The sequence below is a fragment of the Pseudalkalibacillus berkeleyi genome, from assembly GCF_021608225.1.
GTDB classification, from domain to species: Bacteria; Bacillota; Bacilli; order Bacillales; family Fictibacillaceae; genus Pseudalkalibacillus; species Pseudalkalibacillus berkeleyi.
Genome location: NZ_JAKIJS010000001.1, coordinates 608314 through 629644, shown reverse-complemented (window position 1 = coordinate 629644; position 21331 = coordinate 608314). Strand labels below are relative to the sequence as shown.

Here is a 21331-nt window from a genome sequence, read left to right as displayed (position 1 = left end):
CTATAATCAATGTCATATTCACCTTATTCATTGACATCGACCTTTAGAATGCAAATAAAAAGAGCCGCCAAATTTAGTGGCCGCTCTGTAAATCAATAAGTTATTTGTTTTGTTCCGTCAGTATCATCGGTCCATCAGAAGTAATCGCAACAGTATGTTCGTACTGTGCTGAGAGACTGCCATCTACCGTTCTTGCCGTCCAACCGTCTTCTTCAACATATACAAAATGCGCACCACAATTTAACATCGGTTCGATTGTTATGACCATACCTTCTTCGAGAACTGGACCTTGTTCAATAGGACCGAAGTGAGGAACAATGGGTGACTCATGGATTTTACGCCCAATTCCATGACCGATAAAATCCTTCACAACTGAATATCCCTTTTGTTCAGCAAAGCTTTGGATCGCATTCGCAATATGACCGATGCGGTTCCCGACCTTTGCTTGTTCAATACCAATATAAAGTGCTTCTTTCGTTGTATTTAACAATGTTTCAGCTTCATCACTAACATTTCCTACTCGGTATGACCAAGCTGAATCCGCAAGCCAACCATTTAAATTTACGACCATATCAATCGTAACAATATCTCCATCTTTTAAGGGGGATTTCGAAGGAAATCCATGGCAAACAACATCATTCACAGATGCACATGTTGCATAAGGATAACCGTTGTATCCTTTTTGCTCAGGTGTTGCTCCGTGCCTACTTAAGTATTGATCAACAAAGTCATCGATGTCCTTAGTTAAAATCCCTGGTTTGATTCTTTTCCTAATCTCTTTATGACATTGACTTAACAACTTCCCCGCTTCATGCATCGCTTTAATTTCCGCACTCGTTCTTCGTGGTACCAGTTCACTCACCCTCTCTTAATCATGACATTGCTTTTCTGACATGTTTTCAATTAAAAAGAGATCATTCACCATCGAATCATCTCTTCCATCATATTGCATAGTATACATCTAAGTTACTCGTTTATTTTTGTTTTTAAAGGTGTATGCAGCTTTCGTTCCAATAACTTCCCGAACAACCATAATATGAAGATCACTGCACTAATAATGATCATTTTTACAGGTTCTTTAATGATCGAGAAGAAATCATGACCTATATAAGAAATGAAAAACACCATGACTAATTTTCCGAGACTAACAGCGAGTACAAACGTAAGTGTATTGATTCTTGATAGTCCACAAACGACATTGATGAGTGCGGATGGCGTAAAGGGGAAGCAATATAGCACGAAAAGAAGACCAAATCCTTTCTTTTCAACCCAATCAAGTAAAGATTTTGATTTTTTATGATTGGCTACGAATTTCATGAACTTTTGTTGGGCGAATTTACGCACTAATAAATAAACGAATATCGAACCGAATACGGTGCCAATCCATGAAAAAAGCACACCCCAGAAAAATCCATAAGCAGCAGCGTTACCTGCCACAAATAGTACGAGTGGCAGAATAGGTATAAACGCTTCAAGCATCGGTAATAAGATGCCTGGGAAAGGTCCAAGATCTTTATATTCTTCTAGCCATCGCAAAATATCTTCTTGTGACAAATCCGTTAAGAAGTATTTGAATTTTTCCCAGTAGACACCCATGGACGTTCTCCTTCTTTAATCCTATCATCATATTTTACATACACGTATGTAATCTTCTTCAGCTTAAGTTTTGAAAAAGGTGCCCTGTAAATAGAGAGCACCACCTTCGTTTACTTCATTAGAGCCGCATAAACGGAATTGTCTAATTCCTTCGCCTTTTCAAGATTGTATGTCTTTTCATATTCTGGCTCTTGAGTAATTTTCGCTCCCCAGAACATGCTTTCAAATACAGACTCAACCGTAATCTCGATTTTTGCAAGCTTCAGGTTGACACCTTCCATGGTATCCTCAAGAATTTCAGCTTTCCCTTGAATCGAATAAACCGTTTCTAATCCGATGATGTTTAAGACAACACCAGGATTTGCTTTAATATTATCGACAATACGAGAATTGTTCGTAACCGAAAAGCGAATGCGCTTCTCATCCACACTTTTAACCCATGAAATCGCATTTACATTTGGGGCACCTGTTTCTGCATCTACTGTCGCAATGTTTACTAACTTTTCACCTTGAAAGAATTCTACAAGTTCTGGTGTAAGTTCTGTAGGTATTTCTTGTTTAGCCAAGTCAAAAATCCCCTTTCAAAAATTGATTATTCACCTTGTATAATCATATCACGCACATAGTGAGGCGCAAGTATGAGCTCACGCTCAGCTAACTTTTTCCCTTAATATCAAAATGCCCTTATTCAGTAGCTTGCAAACTAATAAATTAAGGCTAAGGGAATTTTTTTAACTCCCCTAGCCTTGAAACAAATATTTAAGTAACGAAATCTGGCTTTCGCTGTTGTAAAACCGGCTCAGAGGTAGGCAATTCCTCACCTGTATGGACATCCAAAACGACACTCGCTTCATTGAACCAACTATCTGGCGCGGCATGTCCCCAGAACGTTGCTCTCCGTGGGTCATTCAAGTCCCATCGAATCGGTTTGAAGTCAGGATCACTCGTTAAATAGTCCCCTGTATATAATTCAATCCGATTGCCGTCAGGATCTCTTAAGTAAAGGAAGAACGCATTCGATAATCCGTGTCTACCTGGCCCTCGTTCTATAGCATGAGCATAACCTTTTGCCGCAAGCACATCACAACAGTGGATGACGCTCATTGGATCACTCAAGGAAAACCCAACATGGTGAAGTCTTGGACCTACACCATTCATAAAAGCATGATCGTGAACGGTAGGTTTTCTGTGTAACCAAGCTGCCCAAACACGGTCATCCTCCGTTGCCGTATATTCTGAACAACGGAATCCAAGTTCATTCATATAAAAAGATTGAGCCGCTTCCACGTCCTGAACCATACAGTTAACGTGGTCGATCCTTTGAATACGAGCGCCACGGTACAGATCATACCGTTGGAGCATACGCTCAACGCCTTCCATTTCTGCGAAGAATTCGAGCGGTAGTCCGGACGGGTCCTGTACGCGAAGAGTCCTTCCTATCCCTCTTTGACACCCCTGGTCCATCCATTTCGGTCTCATGCCTTTATCCTTGAAAAACGTATACAATTGATCGAGGTGTTGCTCTTCCATCACCTTGTAGGCCATCGCTTGAATACCTGGCTTTTCGGATTTCTTAAGTACAAGACTATGATGAACGTGTTCCTCAAGTCCTCTTAGATAAAGATGGTCTTCATCTCGCTCTGTTTCAACAAAGCCAAGTGCATCTACGTAAAAAGCTCTTGAGCGGTCGAGATCTGTCACATTCATGACGACTCTCGCAATACGAATGATGTTAAAGTCCATTCTCTGAAGCCCCCTTATACATTCACGTTCTGAGCGGTAGTCGGTTTCACCCGGTCAAGGAAGGATTTAACCATTTCCTTATACGGATCTTTGTTGTAGACATCATAATACACATTGGACATTCGAATTGGATCTCCGAAGAAATAATATTCATACAGAGCTTGTCGTCCACCGAATGAGCTAAGGGAGAGATCCCAAGCCAAGCGGAATAGTTGTACTTTTTCATAACCGTCGATCTGTCCACCTTGAGTGTAACGGTGTACGAACTCCCCAATTTCTTCACTCGTGAAGTCATCTTGCGTTGGTGTTCCCATTAGCCCTGAAGCACCGAGAATACGTACAATTTCAACCATTCGTTGATATACCTTCGGATACCAGTTACGTGCTGCATTCAATGGTGCGAAATCAGGTGTCATATTTCCATACTTATCAGTGGATGCATTTTGTTCTGCTCGGAACAAGTGCGAGCGCATCGTTTCAAGTATCACCATGACTTCAGATGCCTTTTCTTTCACGTGTTGGAATCGTTCAATTCCAATCGCATCGATCATACTAAGAATGACGCCTAAGACGAATTCTGTTTTCGCTGTATTCTTTGCGATGACTTGATGCGTCATGTGCACCATAGCATTCGTTTCCACATAGGTGCGATTACAAATATCTGAACTTCCGGCAACAAATACCCGATCCCAAGGTACGAGTACATTGTCGAAAATGACAATCGCATCGCTCTCTTCAAATCTTGAGCTTAACGGGTGATCCCATTGATTACGACCAACATCAAACGATTCACGACTGACAAACTTTAAACCTTTCGTATTGTTTGGAATCGCAAATGCCATTGCATAAGGATCATCGTTAGTAGATGCTTTGTTCAATGTTGATGGAAAAACAACAATCTCGTCTGTAATGCCGCCTTGTGTTGCAAGTAATCTTGCACCATTGACTACGATTCCGTCTTTATTTTTCTCAACGATATGAGCAGAAATGCCAGGGTCTTTTTGTTCGTGTTGCATTTTTGAACGATTCACTTGTGGGTGAATCAAAGTATGAGTCAACGTCACATCATTTTCACGGCAGTAATCATAATAATTCCGTACGTTCTCACCGAACATCGGATCGGCTTCTGCAAAGAATTTCTCTGCGGTCCCAAATGCCATGACACTTGTATTTAAATAGTCCGGTGTTCGCCCCATCATACCGCCTGTGTGACGTGCCCACTCGGTGAACATCCCACTTCTTTTGACGAGGTCTTCCTTCGTTTTTGGAGCGATAAATGAAAGACCTACCTGATCCCCTGATGTTGGAGAAGTATAAAGCATTTTATCAGGCTTCTCATGTTGCATATCCATTAGTTTCGACATCGACTGAACGACATTTTTCAAAGCAGGGTGTGTCGTTACATCTTCCACCCTTTCCCCGTGGATCCAAACATTGTTCTTCGCAGCTTTCAGACCTTCAATATATTCTTTACCCGTACGTGCACCCAAATAGATCCCTCCTGAATAATTGATCTCAAGCTAGTGCCGACATATCCGTCTCGTTGCTACATCATGATCGTTTGAATTCGTCGGAGATTTATTGTTTATGCGTTGATGTTGAAGTCAACTGTTTCTTTCCGAATTGTGGTATGTGGTGGTCTCCCATCGCCACATGAATCACTTTCATTTCTGTGTAAAATTCGAAAGCGTAATGCCCACCTTCTCGTCCAATTCCTGAAGATTTAGAACCACCAAATGGAATGCGGAGATCACGGACATTTTGAGAATTCACCCAAAGCATACCAGCTTCGACAGCCTGTGCTACACGGTGTCCTTTCTTCATGTCGTTCGTCCATACATATCCTGCTAATCCATACCGAATATCGTTAGCAAGTTGGATTACCTCTTTTTCAGAAGTAAAAGTCATGACAGTGAGTACAGGCCCGAAAATTTCTTCTTGGGCAACTCTCATGTCATTTTTCACATCTAGAAGTAAAGTTGGTGCAACATAGTTCCCACTTTCTAGCCCAGCTGGAATTTTGCCTTGATAGATCTCTGCACCTTCTTGTGTTGCAATCGCTAAGTAATTTTTCACCCGGTTATAATGTTCTTTATGGATGAGAGGTCCTACTTCCGTATCCATATCCATCGGATCACCTACGACGATATTGGACACTCTTTCTTTCAGGCGTTCGATGAACATATCCTTAATCGAGTCTTGAACGAATAGTCTTGAGTTTGCTGTACAACGCTCTCCATTAAACGAGAAGATCCCCCATACACATGCATCCAAAGCTCGTTCAATATCAGCATCGTCAAATACAATGATTGGTGATTTTCCACCAAGTTCCATAGAAAAACGTTTCAAACTAGCTGCGCCGTTTCGCATAATTTCTGATCCGGTCGTCGTTTCCCCAGTAAAGGAGATAAGCTCGACGTCAGGGTGAGCAACAAGTGCCGCACCTGCCGTTTCTCCAAACCCATGTACGACATTAAACACACCATTTGGAAGTCCCGCCTCGTCAATAATTTCTGCAAGCTTATTCGCTGTTAACGGTGACCATTCCGCTGGTTTTAGAACAACGGTGTTACCAGTAGCAAGTGCTGGGGCTACTTTCCACGTTTCGAGCATAAATGGTGCGTTCCAAGGTGTAATCAACCCTGCAACACCTACTGGTTTTTGGACCGTATAATTCAAGAACTCATCATCAACTTGATACGCTTCTCCTACAATCCGGTTTTTGACCATCTCAGCATAAAATCGGAAGTTCGTTGCTGCACGAGAAGTCATTTTTTTAGTCTGCTTGATCGGAAGACCTGTATCCAACGACTCGAGATAAGCAATTTCTTCAATATGTTCATCAATCAGATCCGCGATCTTGTTAATGTATTCAAGTCGCTCACTTACTTTCATTGAGCGCCATGGACCATTTCGAAATGCATTCTTTGCCGCATCAACTGCAAATTCGATATCTTCTTTCTGACCTTCTGCCACTTGATTGATGACATCTGCAGAGTAAGGACTGAGATTCTCGAATACATGACCTTGATGAGCAGCCTGAAAGTTACCGTTGATATACAGTTGAATAGGATCTTTAACGTTTGGTTTCTGCATGATCGGCACCTCCTGCCTCGACCTCTTCCGTTCTTCCATCTAAAATGTGATTTTCTAATGCCCCTAAGTAATCAATTTCGAGTCGCACTTGGTCCCCTGGATAGACATGTGAAATACCTTTTGGTGTACCTGTCCATATGACATCATTCGGCTCAAGCGTCATGAATGAACTGATAAATTCGATTAATTCTTCAATGTTATAAATGAGATCTTTCGTATTCCCTTGTTGGCGTAATTCACCATTCACATACGTACGTAATTCAATATTATTTACATCCGGAATGTCTTCCTTATCAACGAAATATGGTCCCATCGGTCCGAATGTGTCATGTCCCTTTGCTCTTACTGGTGGACGATACATGTTATTGACGAAGTCTCTAACCGTCACGTCATTCGCGATCGTATAACCTTTTACGTAATCCATTGCATCAGCAGCTTTAATGTTTCGACCTTCTTTACCGATGACGACGGCTAACTCATTTTCATAGTGCATATATGTGGCACCGTCAGGGTAATAGACAGGTGCTTTGTGACCGACAATCGAAGAGTTAGGCTTGATAAAAAGCACTGGCTCCTTAGGTTTTTCAAGGCCTAATTCATCTGCATGATCTGCGTAGTTTAAAGCTAGTCCAATCATTTTGTTTGGCTTAAACGGAGCCAACCAGACATCGATATCACTTTCTTCATAAACTTTTCCTGATGAAGCTACGATTTTCCCATCTTCCACAATCCCGAATTGTTCTCTACCTTCTAGAATAAAACGTGCATGTTTCATTACGCATGACTCCCAACATTTTTAGATAGTAATCCATATTGATCTAATACCGAACGTATTTCCTTTTGGAGCTCCTCATTTGGAAGATCCATCGGCAGGCGAAGTTGTGGGTTAATTCGATCCATCATACCTAGCGCAGCTTTTAACGGTGCTGGGTTTGTATCTTTAAATAAGACGTCATTCAGTGGCATGAGGTCATAATGAAGCTCTTGTGCTTTTTTGATATTGCCATTAACCCAGTAATTATAAACGTCCGCAACGCGACCAGGCATGACATTCGCAGTTGCACTAATGTATCCTGCCCCACCAATTGCAAGCATTGGATAACAAAGCAATTCGATTCCTGAATACAATAGAAAATCTCTTCCACAATGCAGCAAAACTCGGTTTACATGTTCGAAATCTTTATTCGATTCCTTTATGCCAATGATATTTTCACAGTCTTCATTAAGGCGAGCAATTGTTTTCACGTCCATATTGACGGCTGTTCTACCCGGTATGTTGTAAATGATAATAGGTATATCTACGGTGTCGGCGATGGTTTTGAAGTGTTTGTATAAGGCGTGTTGTGAAGGCTTGTTGTAGTAAGGAACGATGACCATAGCGGCATCTGCTCCAATGTCTTTTGCTTTCTGGGTGAGGTATAACGTTTCTTGATGGTTGGTTGATCCTGTTCCTGGCACAAAAGGTACTCTTCCGTTAACTGCTTTAGCTGCCCTTTCCATCACTTGGACTCGTTCTTCAAGGGTCAGTGAACTTGGCTCTCCTGTCGTTCCAGTTACGGAAATTCCATGGGTCCCACTCTCAATATGCCAATGAATCAGTTCTTCTAATGCATCGAGGTCAACTGAATCATCCTCTTTAAAAGGGGTAATAATGGGCGCAATAGAGCCCCTCATACGTTGTTTCAAATCATCAAATCTAGACATTCTTTCCTCTCCTTTAAAACTGTTATTTTTTACTAAAAGTTGTTTTCTAAGAAGTACAAAGTAATCTTTAACCTCCTTAATGTCTTTGATGGTAGAAAGATTTGACCGTATTCAATTTGTGATCTCTAACATATTCTTCAATGACATGAGCTTCTGCACGCGTGGATAATAGTCGTATGATTTCTTCATGCTCGCGAACCGATTCCTTCGCTCTGACTGGCATAAAAGCTGAACCAGATCTCCTAATAGAGTCAAGTCGTTTCCATGTAGACCTGATGTTTTCTACAAGATATTGATTGTCACAATATTCATAGGTCAACGCATGAAATGCCCGATTTTGAGAACCAAATGTTGTGAAATCCAGATCCTCCAAAGCCTGTTTCATCTTACCGTTGATTTCCTCTAAATCTGGAATTCTTTCTTTTGGAAAATGCTGACCACTGATCGCAGTTGCATAACCTTCAATCACAGCGAGTACCGATAACGTTTCTAAATACTCATTTTCGTTAATCGGTGTTACGACAGCACCGCTATAAGGTTTGAATTGAATGAGTCCATCGGATTCCAATTGACGTAATGCTTCACGAATTGGAATCGCACTCGTTTCAATTTCTCTAGCAATCTGATCAATGACAATCCGAAACCCAGGGCCATACGAGCCATCAAGAATGCGAGCACGCAACAACTTATACGCGTATTGTTGTTTATTCATAGATTTCGAGTTAAGCGCTTTCATAAATTTATAATATATAAAATCATATATGATTTCAACACAAAATTCAGAATTATAACAATAGTCACAATTATCGATGTATCTTATACGATTGCTCTGTTATTTTGTTGATGGCTTCACCATTATGTTGTATGAACATGTATAGCATGACTATCTTACTAAAATGGGCAGATAATTTCATGAAATGGGCGGATTTTCCAATGAAATGATCAGATAAATCGATGAAATGGGCAGATTATTCCATGAAATGATCAGATAAGTCGATGAAATGATCGAATTAGTCGATGAAATGGGCGGATAGTTGAGATGGATTAAAAAAATAACCCGGATAAAAGCTAAATTAAGCTTTTATCCGGGTCATTCCCCTTTAAGGAAGTGGTACGATTTGGTTTTGGACTGCGAAGATAATGGCTTGAGAGCGACTTTTCACACCCAATTTTTTAAAGATATTACTCACGTGAATTTTTACAGTTTTGTCACTAATAAAAAGTCTTTCAGCGATTTGTTTATTACTTAACCCTTCTACGAGGCAAATTAGTACATCCTTTTCGCGATCTGTCAGATCCTTTGCATTTTGATTCACTTGATTCTTCTTTTGATGATAATCGACTAATTTCTTTGCCATACTAGGATGTAGGATGGAATTACCTTCAGCAACTTCATGAATCGCTTCGATTACCTCTTCAGCAGGTGCATCCTTTAAAATATATCCATCTGCACCTGCTTTCAATGCAGACATAAAGTATTCATCGTGTTTATACATCGTTAGGATGAGTACTTTACAATCTGGATAATGACTTTTCACTTGCGCCGTAAGTTCAATCCCATTTTCATCAGGCAAATTAATGTCCATCAAAATCACATTCGGATCCGTCGTTTCAATCGTTTCTAACACATCACTTCCAGAGATCAGTTCACCTACGACTGCTATATCTTCTTCAACAGCGATAATATTTTTTAGACCGTCTCTTAGAATTGCGTGATCATCTATTAGCAATACTTTTATCATAATGATTCTCCCCTACCCTACTTTGATAATGGCACAATCATTAGTATTACAGTGCCATATCGTTCTGAACTATTGATCTTAAATGAAGCATCAATTTGTTCGGCGAGTTCGTTCATATTAAGGATACCATAATGCGCATCGATGTTCGCTTTCAGAAGTGCTTCATAAAGACGGAAACCACGTCCATTATCTTTAACTCGTACGACAAGGTTTCCCTTACAATATCTGAATGTGACAAAGACATTTGAAGCATTAGAATGCTTGGCTGCATTTTGTAACGCTTCAGATACTATTTCGTAAACATTTTGTTCTATATGAGGAGACAAATCTTTCCGAGCGCCAACAATTTTTACCATAACCGGAATACTGTACGCTTTAAGTATGTCTTCACACTTCGCCTTGACTGCTTCTTCTACACCAAACTTTTCGGTAGGTGAAGGTCTTAGTGCATAGATCGATTCACGAACCTCACTAAGACTGCCTCGTAATTTATCTATACTTTCATTAACAAGTGATGTTTTTTCATGCTGTTCTGAAACTCGTTTAGATGATTCTAAGTTCATGACAGCACCTGCAAGTGTCTGTGCTATACCATCATGGATCTCCCGAGCAATACGATTTCTTTCTTCAAGTAATATGCGTTTTTCTCTTTCTGAGAATAGCATTTTCGTTTTTATTATCACTGCAAGTTGGTTAGCAAGGGTAGATAGAAACTGAATATCAGTTGTTTGATAAATTTGATTCTGCTCACTGCCCACAAGTAAAATTCCTACCGTATCTTCTTCTACTCGTAACGGTGTAATGATGACTGACCGAATGGATTTGTATAAATAAGTTGCTAAATCATCAGGAATTTGTTTACGTGAGGCATATCGAATAGACTCATCTGCTAATTGGATCCATTCACCTGTAAATACCTTCTCAATCCCTTTAATAACTCCGCCGTTTTGTAGAATGACGTTCCAGTTCTCCTCTACGTCTTTCATAATAAAAAGAGTAGCATCCGTTTGAATAAATTCATCGAGTCGTTCGTCGAGAGAAACTGCCCATTTAGCAGAGGGGAGTGTTCGATTTAGTTCCTTCGTCAATTGCACTAATGCTTTCAACCTTTGCTTTTCCCTATGTTGCTTGCTGATCACAGCACTTAAAACAGATGCTGCAACTAGTGGTGAAAAGAAAAATAGATATGAAAAGACATCCACAACTCCGCGATTCTGATTCCCTAGCGCGAACATAACAGCCAAGTAGCATATCGATATTAGTACGATAATCGTTTCTTGAATCGTTTTCTGTTTCCAATCTTTCCAAGCATATTTTTGAGGACGTAGCCACAATACAAAATCAATTAAGAGATTATTCATTAAATAAAAGACGAAAGTAAATAGACATAAATGAACATAATAAAATCCAACTACGGTTGAATCAGTCCATCCTGTAACAATTAGTAGTTGATTTGTACTTAAATATGCTGCGATAAGTGCAATTGCAAGCTGTGCCGGGTTAAACCAAACAATCTGTTGTTTCCTTTTCTTGATAAGGTTTACGACTAAGCTGATACTTGTCAAAATTATTAGACCGTACCATATTCCATAAAGAAGAACGATTGTATAGATCAATGGAAAGCTGAAGGACGTAATGCCTTTCCAAACCGGAATTGGATACAGCTCGGTCCATAGTAGAAAAGCACTTAAAAGGACAAGCGTCCAAATGTCTCCAGTAAAATCCTCTAGGTGAAGTGTACTATAAATAATTACACCCCACCCTATACAAATGAGCGCCATTATGGTTATGTTCATGAAGCGCTCTCGTCGGTTTATTAGTGAAACATCCATTTTATGTACTCCTTACATCTTTCCTGAATCATCCAAGCAAGCCTTTTGAAATCCAATATCCAAATCCAAATATGAATCCTGATAAAATCAAGATGATGGCAAGCCATTTATTACTCATTCTCAACGGTATTCCTCCTATTAATCTGTTCTAGTATCATTGGTACATGTGACAAATCTTTCACTTTAAAATCTGCAATCGAAGGCTCATCATAGCAACCATTTTCAATCCATATCGTGGTAAAGCCAATCCTTGCTGCAGCTTGAATATCATTTTCTGGATGATCGCCTACATAAATCGCTTCCTTAGGGCTCACCTTTAACTGATGTAAGCATTTTGTAAAGATGGCTTCTGATGGCTTGCGAATGCCTTCGTTTTCGGATATTAAAATAGTTTGAAAGTGGTCCTCCAAGCTTAATGCTTGGATTGTCTTTGTCTGAAATACAGTTTCACCATTCGTGATGATTCCCAATTGGATGTCCTTATTTTTCAAGTAGGCAAACATCTCATCCATGCCATCCATAGCTACACAATGATCATGAAACTTTTCTTGATAATCATTATATAATGTAAGCTTAAGTTCATCGGTCAGATTATATTTTTGAATCAACTGGAGATAAACACTTTCTTTATGGACGTAACCGTTCTCATCAAACTTAAGAAAATCAGACATATACTGATCCATATTTACGTTTGTGATTTGATGATCCCATCTACGATACTGTTCTTTAATGAAATGTCTTAATGATTCTGTACGATTAAAGAGTGTGCCATCTAAATCAAATAATACAGCTTTAATCAAACGTATACCCCTCTCTACTTAGTCCTTAGTATACATGAAAAGAACATAAATTTTGAGGCAATCGGAAAGAATCCTGCCACACAGTTGGCAGGATTCCGGTTTGTATTGTATTTTAGTGTAAGTTCGGGTCTGTAGGATTATGACTTGGTTTTACTTCTTTCAATTTTTCTAAGATTCCCATTTCCTCTATGTCTTTCTTCGTTCTTGATGTTCCTAAATCGTATATCGTCAAATAAATTTCATTTAAAAGTCGATCATAAATCATGTTATCTCGATCCGCAGCATCTATTACATTCGAGAAGAAATGTGAATGGACATATCCAATTCTGTCAGCATTATTTGCTTCTTCCAGCAAGTCTCTTAGTAACGCTGCTTCATTCTCATTCGCCATGATCTCAAAATCATAACTAGACTCCCCTTTATTACTACGTACTTCCGCATTACTAATCCCAGCTTGCAAAGTCACATAATAGTGATGTTGTTCCATCAAATTACAACCTCCGATCACCTAATTTTACTTATATTGTGAACATGTTGTAGGGAATTATTCTCTTCAGCAATACTTAGCTTAGAACCAATCTATCAAAAAAATAAATTTATGTAATATTCTGAAAACTAATTGACAACGTCTTGCATATCTTAGATAATAAATAAAAGGGTTTGGGAGGAATCCTCATGAACAAACATACATCATCATTTCAAGCAAAGATGAAAGAGCAGGCTCAACAAAGACAAAAGAGAGCCGAACAGTTTTTTGTCGCCCTTGCCGCCCAACTGATCCTCGACGAGTCACTGTTTGAACACCAAAGAGAGAAGCTGTCAGCGAAAATTGACATTGCCTTGGAACGTAATGATTATAAGTCCTTTGTAGAACTGTCCGAACAGTTTAAGAAATACCAGAATAATTAATGCTTTAAAGGAGCCGACTCTAAGTCAGCTCCTTTTACTGTTCAATAACTGTTATGTGAGTCACAATCATTCTTTGTCAATGAAGATGGTACGAATCTTATGATTGACCATAAGAAAAAACTGACCAAGTGAAGGGGTAGCGGTATTTCTCAAAGGAGAAAATACACTTTCTCATCCTATTTTGGTCAGTATTTTTCTTAATAACAGACAAATGATACGATTTGCCTTCGATCAATTCCGAAATACACCCATCTATATCCTGTCCAGCGATATCCAGCTACCGATCTTCTACCTACAAATGTAAGCCATGCCCAGAATGAATAACCGCCTTTGAGCCAAATGTATACATACTTCCCCACACAGGGTCTAAGAGCTCCTGGATCTACTGCGTAGGTACCCGCATTTGGACTTGCCTGTAGTGATGAAGGTGATTGATTAGGTGTAAACTTGGGTGGTGGTCCTGGAGGTCCTCCCCCTCCATTCGGAAACGGCGGACCTGTTGGTGGTCCCTTCTGTTGCCCCCCACCTCCTAAAATATTTTGCAACATTGAAGAAAGTGGATTATTTTGCCGATTGTTCAAAGACACACTCCCCCTTCCATATGGGTTTCAGACTATCATATGAAAGATAAATCATAGGAGTGCTAGGCGAACGCCTAATTCATTTTTATAGACAATTTATAAAGTGCCCCTGAAAATTTCAAAATGATACGAAAATTATATATATGAGAAAGTTCCCTTAGGAGGGATATTTTGTCAAAATATATTATTCATCATGAAACGAAAACCATTCATTATTCTTCATTTGTCGGTGATGATTGCCTACTCCCTTGCTTTGATAATTCACACAGAGAAGATTCGACTGACGATGACTACATTCAAACGTTAATCGGTAAGTCCTACACAACATGTCAGTATTGCATGGATATCTCTTATAATACAAACACCGAATTGAAAATACCTCTTAAGCATAATTGAACGATTATGACCACAATGTGCATGTCCACTTGGTGGATACGTTCATTGTGGTTATCAGGCACTAAACTTGGTCTTTTTCGTAAGCGATCAATATAATACTGTCGTCTTTATCCTTCATTAAATCCCTCTCAAGGTCCTTAATCTTATCCAACGTTTCATCTGATAAGTTGGCAACATGAAATTCTTCGTTCATCATTAAAGGTTCAACTCCTTATTCATTTACATTATGTTGGTTCAATTCTTTTTCAATTATTTCATCTTTGTCTGATAAGCCTCTATCATCTTCATGTGAAGAAACAACTGAGTTTCCTGACGTCGCAATCGTATTTAACAATGAACTAGATTCATAACCAGGATTGAGAGCCGAATCGGACATAAGCTCTTGTTTTTTACCCTTTTTATCAGTATTGAATCCCATTTCACTCACTCCTTTATTTACTCCCATACTAAAACGCTAAAGGTTTCATATTTTCACGCACATATCCTTATCCTTTACGTAAAAGGGCAAATCCATACAATTTATTAATTCTGCAGCTGGTTGAATGTATTGTTCCACAATAAAAGGCTGACCCAATGGGCCAGCCGCGCTTGATTCCGTTCTGATATTAACCTGACTTTCTTTTCTTCTTAGACAATTTGTCTAAGACCCAACCTTGACCTACTTCACAGTATCGGAGGGGTAATTCCAGTTGAGCCAAAATAGTGTCTTTTCCGACAAGTTTTAAATTACCTGTCTCATCGTTGAGAATATCAATCTGTGCAGTTTCTGTTTGAGATACTGGGACGACAACATCATTTAATCCTTTGATCTTAAATGACTTTCCATCGAAAGAAACCTTGTGACAGTTGGGAGGTTGACCTAGTTTTATTTTTTCCAAACTTGCTTCCCTCCTATTTTGGATTGACTCTATTGTATCAGATTACACTCAATATGGAAGGGTATTTTTAGATATTTTGAAATTTTCATGCAATTGAAATATATTTGTCAATGACTCTCTGTTTCGACATATTTTCCCATAAAAGAAGCTACTTCATCAATTTGTGTCTTTTTCAATTCTGCTCGGTAAATCTTTTCGCCTATAATAATACGTGCAACGCCTCCAGATGGATAGAGGTGATTATCTTCATGTAAGCCAGATAAAATATCACATCGATCAACATCTTTCCATTCATATGCAATTACACCAACTCGGAACCCTTCCGTACCTATTGTAATATGGATCGTAGAATAAATTTGAGTAATAAACAAAGCTAAGTGCATGACTAGATAAAGCACACTCGGTAAATTTGGTAATTCATCAAATAAAACGAATAAAGGGAAAAATATAATGAGTACCATTTGTAATGTACGAATTATAAATATTTGACCTGAATCACCACAATTGGTTAATCGAAATATTCCGTTCAATTTACGGTTTAGCTGATACGTCCTACCAATAAATAAGAGTGAGAACAAAATAAATAACGATATAATAAATGTGAAAATTAGATTCAACCATTCCATTAGTGGTCCCTCCCTCTAATAGCTTAAGTATACCATTAACGTTAAATGAAAATAGAAGGATTGACATATCTTAGTCGATCCTCCTATTTCAGTTAGGCATTTAATCTTTCTTGCTGGTGTTGCAACAAATATTTCTTTTCTAATTCGGTTGAATGAAGTGGTTTTGAGTAATAAAATCCTTGTACTTCTTCGCATTGAACAGATTTAAGAAAATTGAGTTGCTCAACTGTTTCCACACCTTCAACTACCACGTTCAAATTAAAGTGATGTGACAAATCAATAATGGCTTTTACCATAGCTATATCTTTGTTACTCCTCGGAACATCTGTTATAAATGGTCTTGCAATTTTCAATTGGTTTAATGGGTAGTTCTTAACATAGCTAAGTGAAGAATACCCGGTTCCAAAATCATCAATTGAAATTTGTACACCCATAGAGGAAACTTCTTGTAATTGAGAAGTGAGAAACTTCTCGTCTTTCATCGCAACACTTTCTGTAATTTCAAGTATTAACCGGTGCGGTGGGAACTGATATTGTTCGAAAAGACGCTTAAGTTTGCTGCTTAGATCTCCTTTTTCAAATTGCTGTGGACATAAGTTTACACTGAGTCGTGGTGGTGCAATGCCTCTTTTCTTCCATTCCATAAATTGTGCTATCGCTGTCTCTAAAACAATGCCATCAATTTGAACAATTAAGTCAAACTCTTCTGCTAGTGGAATAAACTCACCAGGCGAAACATAACCACGAGTAGGATGATTCCAACGTACGAGTGCTTCTACTCCGGATAGTTGGCTATGACCGATATGAAACTGTGGTTGATAATTGACGACAAATTCATTTCTTTTTACCGCATTATGTAGCTCATTTAATAATTCCATTCGTCCAACAAGTTCTTCATTCATATCAGGCGAGTAGAAAACAACTTTGTTTTGCTGTTCTTCCTTCGCTTTGTACATGGCTAAGTCTGCATGTTTCATCATGTCTTCCACGGACTTAGAATGATTTGGATAAATTGAAACACCAATGCTAATCGTAATGGACAATTCTTTCCCTTGAATGTGGAATGGGGATTCGACCGTTTCTAATAATTGTTCGGTTAATTGTTCCACTTCATAGCTTTGTTTGAGTCCATCAATAACAATTGCGAACTCATCTCCACCATGCCGTGCAAGAAAAGCATTTCGAGGAATTTTTAGTTGTATTCGTTTAATGAGTTCTAGTAAAAGCAAGTCTCCTACTGCATGACCTACAGTATCATTGATATGCTTTAATCGATTGACATCGATAATAATGAGTGACACAATCGATTGGTTTTGTTGTATCTTTCGTTCGATCATCTGTTCAAGAAACCTTCTATTCGGCAATTGGCTGAATGTATCATGCCTTGAAACATACTCAATTTGTTCAAATGCATGCTCTAAATCTCGGTGTGAGTTAGTCAACTCTTTTGTCCTTTCACCGATCTTCTTTTCCAACTGTTGATTGAAAATCTTCAATCTCCTAACCAACGATTGATTTTGGACAATGGTGATTAAATCACGACAGATGACAAGTACAACAGTAATGACTAGACCTATGAATAAAATGTTGCTGTCTCGAAAATAAAATATGTATTCGTATAAGAGCACCAAAACGCCCGTATATTGAATGATTGGCCGGATGATCTCCCAATGTGAATAACTGATTGTCATAGATCTCTTCCAGCGCTTTTGAATGTTAGATTGTTTCCTAACAAATGCCGCAGCAATCGTATATAACCCTAGTCCATCTAGGATTAAGTATTTACCACGATATAGAACACCGTCTAACGAATCAATCATGAGTAGGACACTTGAAAACATGCAAATAGATAAACCTAACAAAAGACTGTTTAATACGTTTCTCTTAATCGGTTTGTCATTGATGAGTAACAGCGTTGCCATTATGAAAAGCACATATAAAGCGCCAAGTGGATAGACCATCTCAAATGAAAGTAAATGGTTTTTATCGAAATTTTGATACGTGACAAACCAGATCGATCCAAAGACGGTAATTGAAATATGTAGATCAAGTAATAGATAGCTTATTTGGAAATTCGATCGCACCCTCTTGATGACAATCGCCAATCCTACTGACAATAGTAAAATATGAACAATCCACAATGCATCCGGAAAAACTTTAAAAAATCCTCCATCAACGTGTGCAAAGTATCGTATGAATTCTGCTATCGCCACTGTCATAATACTAGCAGCTGTATAAATGGATAGCGTCCGTTTCAAATTAGTACTTTCTTTCCATCCTTTGTATAACAAACCTATACTGAATAGGATTATTACTCCAAATATGATTATGATGAAATATCCGAAGGATGCCACACCATTTGGATTTATTGATAATGTAATAAATAGTGAAATAAATAATAAATATATTAATCGATTCATCCAAGTCAATTTCATAAATCGTTGCCCCCAGCTCTGAGCTTATATCTAGTTATATCGACATATATCGACTAGAAGTTTAGTTATCTCGATTAATCACATTTAAATTTGTATTCCGCTTCGTATCTGACCGTGATAAACTACAATTATCATTTTGGCTGAACTAGGAGGTACTCATTGAAAAAAGATCCAATCATTAATCCATACCTAGCAATTTGTATAGGTGTTTTATCAGTCTCTACATCTGCTGTTCTCGTAAAGCTTTCTTCTGCACCTGCACCTATTATCGCAGGGTACCGATTATTATTTACTACACTCCTAATGACGCCTTTCATCCTAATCTATTTCAGGCGTGACTTTATAAAGATTGAACGAAGAGATCTAGTATTTTGCCTATTTGCTGGAGTTTTCTTGGCCTTTCATTTTATCCTTTGGTTTGAGTCTTTGAATTACACCTCTGTCGCCAGCTCTGTCGTACTAGTGGCTTTGCAACCGATCTTTGCTTTTATTGGGACTTATATCTTTTTTAGTGAGAAGCTGACCCTAAAAGCTATTTTAGGAGGTTCATTAGCAATAGGCGGTAGCATTCTCATTAGTTGGGGAGATTTTCAAATTAGTGGAATGGCTTTGTTTGGGGATTTATTAGCCTTACTCGGCGCAATTGCCGTTACCGTGTACTATTTATTTGGACAAAATGTAAGGAAACGACTTCATCTCATGACCTATACATTTATTGTTTATGGGATGGCTACTTGTACCCTCTTGATCTATAGCTTAAGTTTAGGATATAAGCTTGGACCTTACCCTGGTCAAGACTGGGTGTATTTTATTTTACTTGCATTGTTCCCTACCCTCCTAGGGCACACAATTTTTAATTGGGCTTTGAAGCATGTTAGCACGACCGTCATTTCAATGAGCATTTTAGGTGAACCAATTGGCGCATCTATTCTCGCTTATTTCCTGTTAGATGAGTTCATTCGAGCGGAGCAATTGGTAGGTGGTTTGATAATTTTAATAGGTATTTATCTATTCTTAAAAAGACCAAGAAATAAACAAAGTCAACAAGTTATAGCGAATCCCGCCAAAGGTTTACACCACCATGAATAAATGGATTACACACACGGTTATCGCGATTATTCTATTAGCATTTGCATTTCAGTCTGATGCATATTTTTGGGTTCTATTTCCTCTTGTTCAAGGTAGTTTATTAATAGTTGCAAGCTTGAAAGGGAAACCCAAGGTTTTTAAGCCTTCTAATAAATTGCTAGTGATTGCGGTGGTAAGTGGTGTTGCAATCTATCTACTATTTGCGATAGGTAAGATCATGGTTGTGAACCTTATGCCCTCAATGTTTGAGGAACTGACTCAATTATATGGTTTGATTAAACCTGAAACGACGTGGCAGACTGTCCTAGTGTTTATATTAATTATCCCAGCAGAAGAATGGTTTTGGAGAGGATATGTTCAGAAGAAGATTTCTGGATCTGTTATGAAGCGCATATGGATATCTGTCGGGCTTTACGCATTAGCACATCTTGCATCAGGCAGTCTATTACTTGTCCTTGCAGCTCTACTTGCTGGCTTCGTATGGGCTATTCTATATGAATACACGAAGAACATGATCGTTCCTTTAGTTTCTCATCTCATTTTCGACTTACTATTATTCGTTCTTTTTCCATTGCTCTAGATTGACAACACACAAAAAGGGATTGGCAGTCGCCAATCCCTTTTTACTATGATTATGTGCAGTTAATAAGACCTATGTTGCTACTTTTGAATCGTTAGCGGTAAGTACTTGTTGACTTCACGAATGGTCCCATCTTTACGATAAATGACATGCTCGTAACCCTTTTGTTGTGCACGATTCTTCGCCACCTCAATGGCATCCTGCTGGGTAAGATGAGTACTCGAGGATCGGTAATTACCGTCTAAAATATTGGCCCATTTCTTCCCTCTTTTTACGGTAACAATCATTCTAGACATATTCCCACATCCTTTTCGTTTATTTAAGGTACTTTTATCCTATCACAGCTCAGGAGTCCTTTGTATTGGGAAAGTTATGCGATTTTCATGCACAATAACCGTGTATATTTTCGTGGATTTTCCCAATTATGAAAGGTTGCCAAGGTAGAAAGTTCGATTTTACCAACAAAGGGAAAATGTAATATAAAAACACGCTTCGACATGATCAGGTTTGAATTCAATCCGGATGCCACTTGGGTTTACTGCAACATTGAAGTCTGTGAATACGCCTTTTTCTTTGATTAACAATTTGACTTGCTCATTTTGATTTAATTCTGCTGCTTTTTTCAATCTATGAGCAAAGTTTTGATCCGTTGTAATCGTTTTCAGTAATGAGAGTAGCTCTTCAGTTGGAGTGATGAAGCTTTTCGCGGAAAACATCATTTGGGTCACATCATCTGGATCTGTCTCCATAGGTGATGGCCATCTAGGATACCACTCCCCCCAGCCTGAGTATCCCTTCCATTTTGAATAATTCATTTCAATCCCTACCTTCTCTTCTACAACACTCTATTCTGAAAAGGTTGTACACGTTTCAATTGCATTTTGACTGGTGCGAGCGCAAAATTGTTATTCATCTCGCCTTGCCAATCTTTAACCTAATCTTGACATTTCCCAGTTTAATCTCGACATTTCCCGTATCAATCTCGACATTTCCAACATTATTCTCGCCATTTTAGTAAGATGGTACCACTCACAGATGGACCTATCATACATATCCGAGCATAAAAAATACCCGGAGCACTTTGGCCCCGGGTATCCCCTCACACTACTATTTAACGTCGTATCCTTGATCTTCAACTGCATTTTTCATGTCTGATTCATTCACTGTACCTTCTTCATATACAACTGATGCTTCCCCTTTTTCAAGGTTTACAGTAACCTCTTTCACACCATCTAACTCCTTCAAAGCGTTTGTAACCGCTGATTTGCAGTGATTACATGTCATTCCTTCAACTTGTAGTGTTTTTTCCATGATAATTCCTCCT

At 38.7% G+C, this 21331-nt stretch carries 26 protein-coding genes; 4 read left to right on the top strand and 22 right to left on the bottom strand.

All coding sequences use genetic code 11. From position 1 onward, the window contains the following. Positions 1 to 100: 100 nt before the first annotated feature. From map to L2716_RS03315, 13 genes are all read right to left on the bottom strand, one after another. Positions 101 to 853 carry a type I methionyl aminopeptidase gene (gene map / locus L2716_RS03375; protein WP_236337781.1) on the bottom strand — a complete coding sequence of 251 codons (753 nt, stop codon included), beginning with the start codon at positions 851 to 853 and terminating at the stop codon, positions 101 to 103. Between the two features lie 113 nt (positions 854 to 966). Then, positions 967 to 1596 (bottom strand): TVP38/TMEM64 family protein, encoded by a 630-nt coding sequence (locus L2716_RS03370; protein WP_236331780.1) that lies wholly within the window; start codon positions 1594 to 1596, stop codon positions 967 to 969. A gap of 110 nt (positions 1597 to 1706) precedes the next feature. Continuing rightward, positions 1707 to 2162, bottom strand: coding sequence for a pyridoxamine 5'-phosphate oxidase family protein (locus L2716_RS03365; RefSeq protein WP_236331778.1), 456 nt, complete (start codon positions 2160 to 2162; stop codon positions 1707 to 1709). Between the two features lie 193 nt (positions 2163 to 2355). Then, positions 2356 to 3339, bottom strand: coding sequence for a 3,4-dihydroxyphenylacetate 2,3-dioxygenase (gene hpaD, locus L2716_RS03360; RefSeq protein ID WP_236331776.1), 984 nt, complete (start codon positions 3337 to 3339; stop codon positions 2356 to 2358). Between the two features lie 14 nt (positions 3340 to 3353). Then, complete coding sequence (hpaB, locus tag L2716_RS03355) at positions 3354 to 4829, bottom strand: 4-hydroxyphenylacetate 3-monooxygenase, oxygenase component (RefSeq protein WP_236331774.1); 1476 nt, start codon at positions 4827 to 4829, stop codon at positions 3354 to 3356. Between the two features lie 88 nt (positions 4830 to 4917). Next, a complete protein-coding gene (hpaE, locus tag L2716_RS03350) occupies positions 4918 to 6435 on the bottom strand; it encodes a 5-carboxymethyl-2-hydroxymuconate semialdehyde dehydrogenase (RefSeq protein WP_236331772.1) in 1518 nt (505 codons plus the stop codon). Continuing rightward, positions 6416 to 7210, bottom strand: a complete 795-nt coding sequence (locus L2716_RS03345) for a fumarylacetoacetate hydrolase family protein (protein WP_236331770.1) — start codon at positions 7208 to 7210, stop codon at positions 6416 to 6418. Before L2716_RS03345 ends, hpaE begins: the two co-directional genes overlap by 20 nt. Further along, positions 7210 to 8139 (bottom strand): 2,4-dihydroxyhept-2-ene-1,7-dioic acid aldolase, encoded by a 930-nt coding sequence (hpaI, locus tag L2716_RS03340; protein ID WP_236331768.1) that lies wholly within the window; start codon positions 8137 to 8139, stop codon positions 7210 to 7212. The genes L2716_RS03345 and hpaI overlap by 1 nt, the downstream gene beginning before the upstream one ends. A gap of 76 nt (positions 8140 to 8215) precedes the next feature. Beyond that, on the bottom strand, positions 8216 to 8851 hold the full coding sequence (locus L2716_RS03335) for a GntR family transcriptional regulator (protein WP_236331766.1): 636 nt from the start codon (positions 8849 to 8851) through the stop codon (positions 8216 to 8218). Positions 8852 to 9239: 388 nt separating this feature from the next. Continuing rightward, positions 9240 to 9881 (bottom strand): response regulator, encoded by a 642-nt coding sequence (locus L2716_RS03330; RefSeq protein WP_236331763.1) that lies wholly within the window; start codon positions 9879 to 9881, stop codon positions 9240 to 9242. Positions 9882 to 9898: 17 nt separating this feature from the next. Beyond that, positions 9899 to 11713, bottom strand: a complete 1815-nt coding sequence (locus L2716_RS03325; RefSeq protein WP_236331761.1) for a GAF domain-containing sensor histidine kinase — start codon at positions 11711 to 11713, stop codon at positions 9899 to 9901. A 110-nt stretch (positions 11714 to 11823) separates the two neighbouring features. Beyond that, complete coding sequence (locus tag L2716_RS03320) at positions 11824 to 12513, bottom strand: HAD family hydrolase (RefSeq protein ID WP_236331760.1); 690 nt, start codon at positions 12511 to 12513, stop codon at positions 11824 to 11826. 112 nt (positions 12514 to 12625) lie between these two features. Continuing rightward, positions 12626 to 13000 (bottom strand): hypothetical protein, encoded by a 375-nt coding sequence (locus L2716_RS03315; protein WP_236331758.1) that lies wholly within the window; start codon positions 12998 to 13000, stop codon positions 12626 to 12628. Positions 13001 to 13188: 188 nt separating this feature from the next. Here L2716_RS03315 and L2716_RS03310 point away from each other — a divergent pair, with 188 nt between their 5' ends. Then, positions 13189 to 13422, top strand: coding sequence for an IDEAL domain-containing protein (locus tag L2716_RS03310; protein ID WP_236331756.1), 234 nt, complete (start codon positions 13189 to 13191; stop codon positions 13420 to 13422). Positions 13423 to 13619: 197 nt separating this feature from the next. Here the strand turns inward: L2716_RS03310 and L2716_RS03305 are convergent, their stop codons facing one another. Then, complete coding sequence (locus tag L2716_RS03305; protein WP_408005287.1) at positions 13620 to 14009, bottom strand: hypothetical protein; 390 nt, start codon at positions 14007 to 14009, stop codon at positions 13620 to 13622. A 165-nt stretch (positions 14010 to 14174) separates the two neighbouring features. On the opposite strand from L2716_RS03305, the gene L2716_RS03300 reads away from it, so the two are divergent. Beyond that, positions 14175 to 14399 (top strand): hypothetical protein, encoded by a 225-nt coding sequence (locus tag L2716_RS03300; RefSeq protein WP_236331751.1) that lies wholly within the window; start codon positions 14175 to 14177, stop codon positions 14397 to 14399. A 61-nt stretch (positions 14400 to 14460) separates the two neighbouring features. Here the strand turns inward: L2716_RS03300 and L2716_RS18275 are convergent, their stop codons facing one another. From L2716_RS18275 to L2716_RS03280, 5 genes are all read right to left on the bottom strand, one after another. Continuing rightward, a complete protein-coding gene (locus L2716_RS18275; RefSeq protein ID WP_268963930.1) occupies positions 14461 to 14595 on the bottom strand; it encodes a hypothetical protein in 135 nt (44 codons plus the stop codon). Positions 14596 to 14610: 15 nt separating this feature from the next. Next, entirely contained in the window at positions 14611 to 14817 is a 207-nt protein-coding gene (locus tag L2716_RS03295; RefSeq protein ID WP_236331749.1) for a hypothetical protein, read from the bottom strand. A gap of 187 nt (positions 14818 to 15004) precedes the next feature. Further along, a complete protein-coding gene (locus tag L2716_RS03290; RefSeq protein ID WP_236331747.1) occupies positions 15005 to 15277 on the bottom strand; it encodes a hypothetical protein in 273 nt (90 codons plus the stop codon). Positions 15278 to 15384: 107 nt separating this feature from the next. Beyond that, on the bottom strand, positions 15385 to 15903 hold the full coding sequence (locus L2716_RS03285; RefSeq protein WP_236331745.1) for a hypothetical protein: 519 nt from the start codon (positions 15901 to 15903) through the stop codon (positions 15385 to 15387). Positions 15904 to 15995: 92 nt separating this feature from the next. Next, positions 15996 to 18338, bottom strand: coding sequence for a putative bifunctional diguanylate cyclase/phosphodiesterase (locus L2716_RS03280; RefSeq protein ID WP_236331743.1), 2343 nt, complete (start codon positions 18336 to 18338; stop codon positions 15996 to 15998). A 159-nt stretch (positions 18339 to 18497) separates the two neighbouring features. On the opposite strand from L2716_RS03280, the gene L2716_RS03275 reads away from it, so the two are divergent. Further along, complete coding sequence (locus L2716_RS03275) at positions 18498 to 19427, top strand: DMT family transporter (RefSeq protein WP_236331741.1); 930 nt, start codon at positions 18498 to 18500, stop codon at positions 19425 to 19427. Next, on the top strand, positions 19420 to 20007 hold the full coding sequence (locus L2716_RS03270) for a CPBP family intramembrane glutamic endopeptidase (RefSeq protein ID WP_236331739.1): 588 nt from the start codon (positions 19420 to 19422) through the stop codon (positions 20005 to 20007). Before L2716_RS03275 ends, L2716_RS03270 begins: the two co-directional genes overlap by 8 nt. 80 nt (positions 20008 to 20087) lie before the next feature. On the opposite strand, the gene L2716_RS03265 is transcribed toward L2716_RS03270, so the two are convergent. From L2716_RS03265 to copZ, 3 genes are all read right to left on the bottom strand, one after another. Beyond that, positions 20088 to 20303 (bottom strand): DUF2188 domain-containing protein, encoded by a 216-nt coding sequence (locus L2716_RS03265; protein WP_236331737.1) that lies wholly within the window; start codon positions 20301 to 20303, stop codon positions 20088 to 20090. Positions 20304 to 20462: 159 nt separating this feature from the next. After that, positions 20463 to 20822, bottom strand: coding sequence for a YuzC family spore coat inner layer protein (locus L2716_RS03260; RefSeq protein ID WP_236331735.1), 360 nt, complete (start codon positions 20820 to 20822; stop codon positions 20463 to 20465). 292 nt (positions 20823 to 21114) lie between these two features. Beyond that, a complete protein-coding gene (gene copZ / locus L2716_RS03255; RefSeq protein WP_236331733.1) occupies positions 21115 to 21318 on the bottom strand; it encodes a copper chaperone CopZ in 204 nt (67 codons plus the stop codon). Positions 21319 to 21331 lie beyond the last annotated feature (13 nt).

Excerpts from the sequence above, each read along its gene's own strand:
- L2716_RS03370 (WP_236331780.1), bottom strand. The coding sequence starts at position 1,596 with ATGGGTGTCTACTGGGAAAAATTCAAATACTTCTTAACGGATTTGTCA.
- hpaD (WP_236331776.1), bottom strand. The coding sequence starts at position 3,339 with ATGGACTTTAACATCATTCGTATTGCGAGAGTCGTCATGAATGTGACA.
- hpaE (WP_236331772.1), bottom strand. The coding sequence starts at position 6,435 with ATGCAGAAACCAAACGTTAAAGATCCTATTCAACTGTATATCAACGGT.
- L2716_RS03345 (WP_236331770.1), bottom strand. The coding sequence starts at position 7,210 with ATGAAACATGCACGTTTTATTCTAGAAGGTAGAGAACAATTCGGGATT.
- hpaI (WP_236331768.1), bottom strand. The coding sequence starts at position 8,139 with ATGTCTAGATTTGATGATTTGAAACAACGTATGAGGGGCTCTATTGCG.
- L2716_RS03335 (WP_236331766.1), bottom strand. The coding sequence starts at position 8,851 with ATGAATAAACAACAATACGCGTATAAGTTGTTGCGTGCTCGCATTCTT.
- L2716_RS03330 (WP_236331763.1), bottom strand. The coding sequence starts at position 9,881 with ATGATAAAAGTATTGCTAATAGATGATCACGCAATTCTAAGAGACGGT.
- L2716_RS03325 (WP_236331761.1), bottom strand. The coding sequence starts at position 11,713 with ATGGATGTTTCACTAATAAACCGACGAGAGCGCTTCATGAACATAACC.
- L2716_RS03315 (WP_236331758.1), bottom strand. The coding sequence starts at position 13,000 with ATGGAACAACATCACTATTATGTGACTTTGCAAGCTGGGATTAGTAAT.
- L2716_RS03310 (WP_236331756.1), top strand. The coding sequence starts at position 13,189 with ATGAACAAACATACATCATCATTTCAAGCAAAGATGAAAGAGCAGGCT.
- L2716_RS18275 (WP_268963930.1), bottom strand. The coding sequence starts at position 14,595 with ATGATGAACGAAGAATTTCATGTTGCCAACTTATCAGATGAAACGTTG.
- L2716_RS03295 (WP_236331749.1), bottom strand. The coding sequence starts at position 14,817 with ATGGGATTCAATACTGATAAAAAGGGTAAAAAACAAGAGCTTATGTCC.
- L2716_RS03285 (WP_236331745.1), bottom strand. The coding sequence starts at position 15,903 with ATGGAATGGTTGAATCTAATTTTCACATTTATTATATCGTTATTTATT.
- L2716_RS03280 (WP_236331743.1), bottom strand. The coding sequence starts at position 18,338 with ATGAAATTGACTTGGATGAATCGATTAATATATTTATTATTTATTTCA.
- L2716_RS03270 (WP_236331739.1), top strand. The coding sequence starts at position 19,420 with ATGAATAAATGGATTACACACACGGTTATCGCGATTATTCTATTAGCA.
- L2716_RS03265 (WP_236331737.1), bottom strand. The coding sequence starts at position 20,303 with ATGTCTAGAATGATTGTTACCGTAAAAAGAGGGAAGAAATGGGCCAAT.
- L2716_RS03260 (WP_236331735.1), bottom strand. The coding sequence starts at position 20,822 with ATGAATTATTCAAAATGGAAGGGATACTCAGGCTGGGGGGAGTGGTAT.
- copZ (WP_236331733.1), bottom strand. The coding sequence starts at position 21,318 with ATGGAAAAAACACTACAAGTTGAAGGAATGACATGTAATCACTGCAAA.